The organism is uncultured Streptomyces sp. (genome assembly GCF_947488945.1).
Classification (GTDB): domain Bacteria; phylum Actinomycetota; class Actinomycetes; order Streptomycetales; family Streptomycetaceae; genus Streptomyces.
This window is the reverse complement of sequence record NZ_CANLBS010000046.1, coordinates 1-10303: the sequence shown is the minus strand read 5'-3', so window position 1 is coordinate 10303 and position 10303 is coordinate 1. Positions and strand designations below refer to the sequence as shown.

General features: G+C 72.4%; 9 protein-coding genes and 1 CRISPR repeat array. Of the genes, 7 read left to right on the top strand and 2 right to left on the bottom strand.

All coding sequences use genetic code 11. The features are described 5' to 3' along the window. Positions 1–150 precede the first annotated feature (150 nt). Positions 151–402, bottom strand: coding sequence for a hypothetical protein (locus tag Q0994_RS33580; RefSeq protein ID WP_299542456.1), 252 nt, complete (start codon positions 400–402; stop codon positions 151–153). A gap of 234 nt (positions 403–636) precedes the next feature. On the opposite strand from Q0994_RS33580, the gene Q0994_RS33575 reads away from it, so the two are divergent. The 6 genes from Q0994_RS33575 (at position 637) to Q0994_RS33550 (ending at position 7552) form a co-directional block, all read left to right on the top strand. Next, entirely contained in the window at positions 637–1923 is a 1287-nt protein-coding gene (locus Q0994_RS33575; protein ID WP_299542454.1) for a hypothetical protein, read from the top strand. 423 nt (positions 1924–2346) lie between these two features. After that, a CRISPR array of direct repeats spans positions 2347–2924; the repeat unit is 29 nt; unit sequence GTGCTCTCCGCGCGAGCGGAGGTGGGCCG. A 142-nt stretch (positions 2925–3066) separates the two neighbouring features. After that, positions 3067–4533 carry an NF041680 family putative transposase gene (locus Q0994_RS33570; RefSeq protein ID WP_299542460.1) on the top strand — a complete coding sequence of 489 codons (1467 nt, stop codon included), beginning with the start codon at positions 3067–3069 and terminating at the stop codon, positions 4531–4533. 57 nt (positions 4534–4590) lie between these two features. Beyond that, a complete protein-coding gene (locus tag Q0994_RS33565) occupies positions 4591–5088 on the top strand; it encodes a YfbM family protein (RefSeq protein WP_299542452.1) in 498 nt (165 codons plus the stop codon). Positions 5089–5201: 113 nt separating this feature from the next. Then, entirely contained in the window at positions 5202–5564 is a 363-nt protein-coding gene (locus tag Q0994_RS33560) for a hypothetical protein (RefSeq protein WP_299542450.1), read from the top strand. A 240-nt stretch (positions 5565–5804) separates the two neighbouring features. Then, a complete protein-coding gene (locus tag Q0994_RS33555; protein WP_299542448.1) occupies positions 5805–6047 on the top strand; it encodes a hypothetical protein in 243 nt (80 codons plus the stop codon). 644 nt (positions 6048–6691) lie between these two features. After that, on the top strand, positions 6692–7552 hold the full coding sequence (locus tag Q0994_RS33550) for a DUF11 domain-containing protein (RefSeq protein ID WP_299542458.1): 861 nt from the start codon (positions 6692–6694) through the stop codon (positions 7550–7552). 79 nt (positions 7553–7631) lie between these two features. On the opposite strand, the gene Q0994_RS33545 is transcribed toward Q0994_RS33550, so the two are convergent. Then, entirely contained in the window at positions 7632–7841 is a 210-nt protein-coding gene (locus tag Q0994_RS33545; protein ID WP_299542446.1) for a hypothetical protein, read from the bottom strand. A 97-nt stretch (positions 7842–7938) separates the two neighbouring features. Here Q0994_RS33545 and Q0994_RS33540 point away from each other — a divergent pair, with 97 nt between their 5' ends. Further along, a complete protein-coding gene (locus tag Q0994_RS33540; protein ID WP_299542444.1) occupies positions 7939–8472 on the top strand; it encodes a hypothetical protein in 534 nt (177 codons plus the stop codon). Positions 8473–10303 lie beyond the last annotated feature (1831 nt).

Genomic DNA, 10303 nt, shown 5'->3' with positions numbered 1-10303 from the left:
TGCCCCGCGCGCGCCCGCCCGCGTCCGCCCGCTGCCCCGCGCGCGCCCGCCCGCGTCCGCCCGCTGCCCCGCGCGCGCCCGCCCGCGTCCGCCCGCTGCCCCGCGCGCGTCCGCCCGCTGCCCCGCGCGGCGGGCGGGCGGGGGCGGGTGTCATGCGGGCGGTGTGGGCGGGGTGTTCTGCTGTCGGCGGGTGTTGCGGCGGAGGTGGCGGTGGGCGCGGTGGTTGGTCCACCAGGTGAGCCGGTCGGGGGAGTCCTGGGGGAAGAGGGTCTGGACCGACGTCGCGGCGAGGGCCAGGGTGAGGCAGATGAGGGTGCTCCACCAGGGGGCGCCGGCCATGACGGTCGCGAGGCCGGACACGGCGGTGACGGACGCGGGGACCAGGTTCGGGGAAACAGGCATCGGGGTGACCTCGTTCGCTCGGGTTCGCGTTCCGCCCTGTGCGGCCGCTGATGTCAGCTTCGAGCGGTGGCCGGGGGTGCGGGAGTGGGAACCGCGTGTTCCCGATGGTTGTCAACGCGCCTGCACAGGTTGGCTGTTCGTGTGATGGCGCCTCTTCTGCGGGGTGTAGGAGAATCGTGGACCCGGACGTGGAAGTGAACCTGTTCGGGACGGGGGACGGGGGCGGGGGAGCGGATGGACGGTACGGAGAACGGGGGCGTTCCGGCGAAGGCCTACGCGGGAGCATTGCGGGAGGCCGTTGCCGGGTACCTCGCCGCGGGCGGCACGCAGAGAGCGATCGCCAACGCTGTCCCCGTCGCCTACTCCACGGTGTCCCGGTACCTCAGCGGGGACCGCATCCTGAGCGCCGCGGACCTGCCGAAACTCCGAGCCTTCCTGGCCGGGCAGGGCCACCCCATGGACGATCAGGCGTACGGCAGGCTGGAGGACCTGTGCCGGGCGGCTCACACTGCCAGTGGCTCACCGGCCACCCAGCTTGCCCAGCTCCAGACCGATCTCGCGCGCCTCAAGGATGAGCACAGCACCGCCCTGACCGAGCTGGGAGACCAGGCGGCCCGCCTGACCGAACTCGAGGACCAGGCGGCCCGCCTGACCGAACTCGAGGATCAGACGGCCCGACTCACCGGCCAACTGGAACAAGCCCTCGACCAGATCGAGAAGCAGAACAGAAACCTCGAACACGCCCAGGGCTACACCCGGCAGATCGAGGCCGAACTCGCCGACCAGCAGGAGCAGGCCCGCCTGCTGCGCGGGGAGGTCGACGTCCTGCGCGAGCAGAACCGGCGGCTCATCGAGGAACAGGTTCCCGCGGTGTCAACGCAGGTCAGCACCGAGGAGCCGGCCCTTGCCACAGGGGTCCGGGAGACCCCGGCTGCCCAGCAGGCCGGGCACCTCCACGAAGCCGGACCCGCCCAAGGTTCCGACCACGCGGCCGATCCTCCCGACGACCCAGACTTCTACGCACAGCTCCGCGAAGGGCTCGCCGCCCGCCAGAACGAGATCCGCCAGAACCCTGAACGCTGGACCCAGAATCTCGGCGGCATCCGGCCGCCGGCCCCCAACCCACCCAGCCCCGTCTCCCATCCCTGGGGCACCGCTGCGCAAGTACCGGACAAGCCGCCGCTTGTGAGCCGCTACATCCCCGTAGCGGCGATGGCCTACCTCGGCTGGGTGCTCTGGCTGACGTTCACGACCGCACTGGAGGCGGACCCAGGCCCCAGCATCGTTCTGATGGCCCTGACCGCCGTGATCGCCCTGTTCGGCCCCTTTTTCGGTCTGGTGGTGATCATGTTTCTCCTGGGACCGCGATACATCCTGGTGGAGGACGAGCCGCGCCGCGCCCTCATCGTGGTCCAGGTCATCACGTTCGTCGGATGGCTCACCACGCTCATGAACCCCGTCTTCAGCTTCCTGGGAGTGAACACGCTTGCCACGTGGATCGCCCGCGGGATCCTGCTGTAAGCCAACGCCGGGCATGGCACCTGCCACCGGGCAGTGCTCTCCGCGCGAGCGGAGGTGGGCCAAGGGTTCATCGGCTTGGGCCGCTGCTCCTCGGCGCCGTGAGCGCGCTTCTGCCGCTCTGGGGCCCCCCGTGGGTCCGAGGTGGGCGAGCGGAGCCGTCAGAACGCCGCACAGCGGCTTCCGGAGCGTGCCCCGGTCCGCCTCCCAGGGTCTCCCAGCTCACCTTTCAGGTGTCTGGGTTGTCTGTTTTTCTCAGGAAGCCTGGGAGGTCACTCCCCCTGTTTTCCCTGGTGGTGGTGTTTGTCTGTGAGCTGGGAGGTTGAGCTGAGACGACCGTGATCGGCGGCCTACACTGCCGTACGGCAGCACGGGGAAGCTGGGTAAAGCAGTTGCAAAGCGCTTGTGTCAGGCCAGGTCGCGAAGGTGCTCTCCGCGCGAGCGGAGGTGGGCCGGTCGCGATCATCTCGTACACCGCGATCGCGACGTGCTCTCCGCGCGAGCGGAGGTGGGCCGGGGGACCGCGCGCCGAGGGCCCAGCCGGGCGGGTGCTCTCCGCGCGAGCGGAGGTGGGCCGGCGTCCACCGCCGACGCCGCCACTCCGGAGCAGTGCTCTCCGCGCGAGCGGAGGTGGGCCGCAGGCGTGCACCCGGCCCGGCCGCGACCACCAGTGCTCTCCGCGCGAGCGGAGGTGGGCCGTCCGCGATCGTCGCCGCGGCTGCCGGGTACGTGTGCTCTCCGCGCGAGCGGAGGTGGGCCGGACTCACCCGAGGGCGTGACCGGGTCGGCGGAGTGCTCTCCGCGCGAGCGGAGGTGGGCCGAAGAAGGCGGACGCCGACGCGTTCCTGGATCAGTGCTCTCCGCGCGAGCGGAGGTGGGCCGGTCGCCGCGCTGAAGGTCGGCGTCCGCGGCCTGTGCTCTCCGCGCGAGCGGAGGTGGGCCGGGAATTGACCCGCGTAACTATGCGCCACCCATGTGCTCTCCGCGCGAGCGGAGGTGGGCCGACGTCGTGGCTAAGCTTGTCGTTTAACCCCGGACGTCGAACGAGGCTCGTACTTGGTCGGTGTTTTCCCTGTTCACCGGACGGGTGCGAGGCCGGAGCCTGAACCTGTGCTCAGCAGTCAACGCCGCACGGAAGCCGGGATCGTGGGACTGGTCGAGCACAGCGTCCAACGCGAAGCGTTTGAGAAGGTGTCGGAGTTCCGGTCGGAGCTGTATGCGTGCCTGGCCTCACGGGCCGACACGCTGTTCGAGCTGTGCGACGCACTGCTGTGCACCGATGGTCCGGTTCGCACTCTCGTGGACTTGGCACTCGCGCCTGAACACCGGCGTGGGCACGGGGCCCTGTATGCCGGGATCAACCGGGGCCGGATCGACGTCGCTCGGTTGCGGCGGACGCTGGCCGGCCTGCCGTTGCCCCGGGCCTCCGATGGTCGGCTGGTGTTGGCAGTGGACGTCTCCCCGTGGCTGCGGCCAGACGCCGACACATCCTCGGACCGGTCGTTCTGCCACACGTTCGGCCGGGGCTTGGGCAAGCACCAGATGGTGCCCGGCTGGCCATACTCGATCGTCGCCGCGCTGGAGACCGGCCGCACGTCTTGGACCGCACTCCTCGACGCGATCCGATTGGAGCCTGGCGCCGATGTCGCCGCAGTCACCGCCGTTCAGGTTCGGGACGTCGTCGAGCGCCTGGTGGAGGCCGGGCAGTGGCGGACCGGTGACCCGGACGTCCTAGTCGTGCTGGACGCCGGCTACGACGCACCCCGCATTGCCCACCTCCTGGCCAACCTCCCCGTCGAGATCTTGGGACGGATGCGCTCGGACCGGGTGATGCGCAAGGCTGTCCCGGTGCCGTGGATCTGCCCGCCGCAGGGCGGTCGGCCGCCCAAGCACGGCGGTGAGTTCGTCTTTGGCGATCCGGCCACCTGGGGTGAGGTCACCGCGGTGACCCAGACCAGCACCACCCGGTACGGGACGGCGACCGCGCAGGCGTGGGACCGGCTCCACCCGCGGCTGACCCGGCGGGCGGCGTGGATCGACCACGAGGGTCCGTTACCAATCATCGCGGGCACCGTGATCCGCCTGAGGGTTGAGAAGCTGCCCAGTGGAGGGGTGAACAAGCCGGTCTGGCTGTGGTGGTCCGGCACCGGCGCCGCCCCGGATGACGTGAACCGCTGCTGGCAATCCTTCCTCCGCCGTTTCGACTTGGAGCACACGTTCCGGCTGCTCAAGCAGACCCTCGGTTGGACCCGACCACGGCTCCGCAACTCGGACGCAGCCGACCGCTGGACCTGGATCGTCGTCGCAGCCCATGCTCAGCTCCGGCTCGCCCGCCCGCTGGCACACGACCTTCGTCGCCCCTGGGAAAGACCGGCCGAACCGAACAAGCTCACGCCGGCCAGGGTCCGCAGGGGGTTCAGGAACCTACGTGCGAAGACCGGCTCACCAGCCAGTGCACCAAAACCTTCCCGCCCAGGTCCGGGGCGGCCGCCGGGCTCGAAGAACCAGCGACCGGCACCCCGTCACGACGTCGGGCGAGTGCTTGCCACTGGCGAGGCATACGTCCGGCCAGCTCACCACAAGAAGGGCACCAAGCCCCGCCGCACAGAGTGAGTACCGGTTCGGGGTCGACCGACGTCACTGTCGGACACGCTCCGTATGCTGCCGCCCATGAGCATGAACGGGGAGTACCTGCGCGTCACGCCTGCCGAACTGGACCGGGCCCTGAAGGATCCCGAGTGGGCGTGGGGCCTCGTCGAGGAGATTCAGGACGCGCGGGCGGAGGGTGAGCCTGCACCGGCCGAGGCTCGGCACTTCACCACACACCAGACATGGCACCTGCTCGGGTTCCTCCTGCAACGCTCGACCTTCCCCGTCGACGTCGTCCACGGCGAGGAACCCCTCGCCACCGATGACTGGGGTTACGGACCGCCGCAGTACCTGACCCCAGAGCGAGTACAGCTGGCAGCTGACACCCTGCACCGGACGACGTATGACCAGCTCATTCAGGGTGTCGACCCCTCCGAACTCGCGAAGGCCGAGGTCTACCCCCAGATCTGGGACTCGCCTGCCTCACTGGAGTGGGCCAGCGACCTCTTCACTCCCCTGACAGAGTTCTTCCGGGGCGCCGCATCCGCCGGTCACGCGATGCTGATCTGGATCGACTGATCCACCCGGGAGCGGCCTGAGGGTTAAACGACAAGCTGAAGGAGACGCTCGGCTCGGACCGGGATACCGGTCTCCTCGTCGGCGCACGGGCCTGGCCCCTGCTCGCCTGCCGCATGCTCCGCACCGCCCGCACCCCGGAAGGGGAGCCCGGCCTGAGCCCGGACGGCGAACAGGACCTGCGCGCCCGCCTGAAAACCCTGGCCGACCACCCGGCCTGGAAACAGGGACCCGCCTCCGGGCTCACCGGCCGCCTGCTCGCCGCGACCCTCACCGCCCTGACCACCCCGCCCGGCACACCCGCAACCGGCCCCCGCGTCTCCCCGGCCGCCGCCCGCTCCCGCTCCACCACCACCGCGGCCGCGCTGACCCCGGCGGCCGACCGCGCCCCGGCCGCTCCGGCGGAGGCCGCCGTCCCCGCCCACCGCCAACAACGCGCCCGGCCCGCCCCCGCCCGCCGGACCGGCCGCGGCCGGTAGGCAGTAGGCGGGCCCGGCCGTCACGGCCGGGCCTCTCCGCTCTCCTGCGGGCACTCAGGCCCGCCGGCACCACCGGCACCGCCCGTCCCCCGCCTCGACCTGCGGCCCCGGCCCCCGCTCAGGCTCCGGCTCGCGGGCCGGAGGGGCGGCGGGGTGTGCCTGGCCGGGCACGGACGGCTGGATCACCGCACGGTCCGGCGCGGGCGTCAGCGCCCGCGGCGCCTGCTGCAGGTCCGCAATGTGCTCGACTCGGGCCTCGAGCTGCTCCCGCAGGTGCGCGGCCTCGGCCTGCGCGAGCTGCCGGTCGTGCTCGGCCTCCGCGAGCGCCAGGGCGTGTTCCTGGCGGGCGCGTTCGAGTTCGGCACGGAACCCGGCGACGTCCTCCTGGCCCACGACCACCGCCCCGACAGACCCGACCGCCGCGCGGGCCTCGTCGTGGACGGATTTGGGCAGGTCGCCCGCCTCGCGATCTCGACCCCGTAGGCCCCGCCCCGCCCGGACCCGGCGGGCAACCGCCCCGGCCACCGCGACCGGGCGCTGCCGTCTCCCTGGCACGCCACGGTCGGGCGCACCAGAGCCGTTGTCTTGCCGGTCAGGGCGCGGTTTCTGGGTCGGTCGTGGTGGACGCTTCCTCCCGGCGGGGGCGGGCGCACCGCCTGCGCTCGTACCACCCTCCATGGGGACGGAGTGCGCTCCTCCGGACGGACTATATGCACGTATCTGTGTCGGTAAGAGGGTGGAACCACCGTCAGGCCCCAGGGTCGATCCCTTTCTCCGGTCATTCCTCGGGCCTCTGGCCGAGCGGCACTTCGCTGCCGCTCTGGCATTCCGTCCCGGCCGCTGTCCACCGGTGTCACCGGGCAAACATCCGCCGACGTCACCGCCTGCCGATCGGAGGGGACCGTACCCGGGTTGTCGTAACCGCTTGGCGCCCGGCTACCCGAACCGATCCTCACTGCATGCCAGGTTCCTGGCGTCACGTCCTGCAGCCCGCGCCGTACGCCTTCGCCCCCGCGGCTCAAGAGGCGCGCGGAAGCCGCGACACCCCTTGCTGGTTCGCCTGGCCACGGGCCGGCCGGTCTCCGTCCCACACCCACACCGACGAAGGAGTCCCACCCGTGCACCTCATGCGTCTCGCGTTCCCCGGAGGCCGGGTCTTGGCCGGCCTGATGACGGCCCTCATGGCCGCCCTCATGATCGTGGCCGTGCCCGGCAAGGCCCACGCCGCCGACACCGTCACGGCCACTCCGTCCACCGTCGTGGCCGGAGAGACCTTCACCATCAACTTCACCCTCGACGTGCCCGCCGGCACCAACGCGCGGGCGCTCTTCAGCGTGAAGGACTCCGCGCTCGGAGAGTTGCCGGACTTCACCTCGATCGTCTCCTGTACCAACAGCTTTGGTTCCTGCGGTGAGCTGGCCACCCAGGACTTCGTGTCGCTGGGCGGTTCGACGGGCCCCAGAACCGTGTCCGGCTTCCTCACCCTCCGGGTGGATCCCGGTACCTCCCCGGGTGAGTTCGACCTGTACTACAACATCGGCAGCCTCTCCGGCGAGACCCCCGTCCAGCCCGGCCCGATAGTCACCGTGACCGCCGCCCCGCAGGCCGATCTCTTCTCCAGCACCTCGCTCACCGGGTCCGCTCTGGGGAGCACCATCGGCGTTACCGCCCAGGTTGCCAACAACGGCCCGGACACCGCCAGCGGTGTCAGCCTCACCACGACCCTGCCCAGCCAGGTGAGCGCCGTGACCGGGCTCCCCGGCCCCTGCGCCTTCGACGCCACCGCCAAGACCGTCACCTGCACTCCCTCCACCCTGGCTACCGGCCAGACCAGCACCTTCATCTACACCGCCCAGCTCACCCTCCTCTCCCTCGGCGCACTGCCCGTTTCGACCACCGCATCCGCCATCACGACCGACCCCGTTCCCGCCAACAACACCAGCAGCGGCTCCTGCACCGCCGTCACCTCTCTCGTGATCCTCTGCTGAACCAGTCCACCTTTCACGGCCGCGCTGACGGACCAGCAGCACCCCAGGGCCCCCGTGCCCACGACACGCATGGGGGCGCTCAAGCGCGTTCGGTGACCTGGGACAGGAAGTTTTCCTGCCACTGGGCGGAGCCCACGGACGCGGCATCCGCGAGGGCCTCCGCCAGGGAGACATTGAGCGCGGCGAGGCTGGTGGCGATCCAGTTTTGTGTGCGGCTGCAGCTCTGCTCCCGGTACTCGACCGTCCGGACGCCGGACGCGCCGGGAGTCAGAAACCCGACCCTAACCATAACTAACCGGTTATATCGGGCTATGGCCATTCGCTGCCCTGCCTGTCACAACGGAGGGACGGCCCTCCGTACGAGGGCTTGAGACTTGGAGGCCCCGATGCGCCCGCGTTTTCGCCCCATGGCCCTGCTGGCAGCCGCTGTGACCTCAGCGGCCAGTTGCCTGCTCTTCGCCACCCCCGCCTCGGCAGGAGTCGCGGACGCGACGTGCCTGCTCGGCACCGAGACCACGACCTACAGCCCGCCCGTCACGCTCACCCCGCAGTCCGTGCACATCAACACGGTCAGGCAGCTCGGTCCGTGCCTGTCGACCAACCCGGCGATCACAACCGGGACCATGAACATCTCGTTCGACGCGACCCGGTCCTGCCTCACGGTGGCCTCCCCGTCCACCGCCACCCTCACGATCAACTGGAACAACGGCCAGAGCAGCACCCTGCTGGTGAACTACGTCAACAACAACGCCGCCGGGCAGATCGTCTCCGTCGGCACGGGCGCGGTCACCGCAGGCCTGTTCGCCGGTGACAGCGCGGTCGTCGTCAACGTCGGCCCCACACTGGACACCCTCAACTGCGCCCTCAACGGGATCAGCAGCCGCACCGGAACCTTCACCCTCGAACTCACCTCCCTGTAGGCCGGTACGGTCCCGGCGGGGGTGCGCGCCAAGAACCACGACCGGGACGGAGCCACCGCACCAGCCTGTACGCGAACCGGAGGCGCCGGAGGTGCTGAGCGCGCCTCCGGCCCTTCGGCGTGTCCGCCCCGATTCCGCGACTGCGGCACCATCCGTCGCCGCAGCTGTGCCGCCGCTCGGCCGGCCCCTGCCGTGACCGCTCCCGCCCCAGCTCCGCGGCCGCGCCCCAGCCGCTCCGGTGGAGTCGCCGTCCCCGCCCACCGCCAGCAGGCCCCAGCCTGCCCAGCCCGCCTGCCCCGCAGGCCCGCCCGCCCGCCGGACCGGACCCGGCCGGTAGGCAGGGGGCGGCCTTCGCACTGCTGGTTCCGGTCGGCCGGCGTCGGGCACCGGGGGTCCGCCCGCGCCGTCCTCACCGCCGGGCCCCGGCCGCCGACGGCCCACCCCGGGGGCCTGGCCGACCTCGTGCGGACCCCGGCCCGGCTTCCGCGGAAGATGCCGGCCGGTCCCCGTCTTCGCCGTCGCCGGGCCGCTCGCCGTCCGCCGGGCCGCCGGGCCCGGCAACCGCCGCCCCGGTGCCGTGCAAACGGCCGGCTCCGCCGGTACGCAGCCGGGCCGCTCGCCGTCCGCCCGGGTCGCCGCGCCGCTTCCGCCGCCGCGCCGGTCGCCGCGGTGCCGTCCCGGGCCGGGCGGCGCCGCCCGGCCTGTCCGGCCCCGGCCGGTGCGCGGTCGCACCGCCCGCCCGCCGCCCGGTGCCTGCTGCCTGCCGGGGGCGCCCTACACGCCCAGCGGGCGACCGCGCCGCCACCACGGCCGCGCCGCCACCACGGCCGCGCCTCCGCCACCACGGCCGCGCCGTCGGCGGGCCGCGCCCCTGCCGCCACGGCCGCGCCCGTCGTTACGGCTACGCGTGCGCATGCGCGTCTGCGGCCGCCGCCCGGAGACCCGGAGCGTGGCTACCGGGCCTTACGGCTGTGCGTGCGCGGTCTTGCGGTTCCAGGCGAAGACCGGGGGCCGGCGTCCCCCGTACGAGCTCCGCCCGCACGCGCCGTTACGGATCGGCGTGCGGGTCGTTGGCCCGTTATGGCTACACGTGAGGAATCCCGCCGGTGCACCATGTGCGCGGGCAGCCTGACAGCGCAGGGACCGGCCCACCTCGTCACCGGGACCACCAAGAAGAACGACCGCCGCTTCCACGGGACGTTCCTCATCTGCGCGGCCTGCTACGCGAAGGGGGCGCCGGATCCGGTCACCGGGCTGACCCGGCCGGCCGCCGACCGGCGGACAGGGAAGGCCGAGTGGCTGGACCTGGCGGGCCGGGGTTCCATCCTGCCCCCGGATCCCTGCATCGCCTGCGGTCTCGTCGTGGTCCGCCGCGCGGAACGGCTGCTGAAGGGGACGACGTGTTCACGTGCCTGCCGGACCTCCCTCACGCGCAACCGTCACGGCGGCCGGGGGTCGGGCCGCCCGTGCGGCGCCTGCGGACAGCCCGTCACGTCTGGGCGTGCGGATTCGGCGTACTGCCGGCCCTCGTGCCGGCAGAAGGCCTACCGCCACCGCCTCACCACCGCCACGCCCCCGGCCCCCGCCCCGGTCCCGCCGCCCGCGACCGCCCCGCCCCCGGCCCCCGCCCCGGTCCCGCCGCCCGCGACCGGGTCGTCGCCGGACCGCACCCCCGCGCCCCGCCCGCAGCCATGAACCCCGCCACCCCTGACGGCCACCGCCTGCACGCCGCCGCCTTCACAACCCGCACGCGTAGCCGTAACACCGAGGGACCGGCCCTGCTGCCGGTCGGAGGCCGACCGCGGGGGACCGGCCGCTGCGGTCGGTCCCC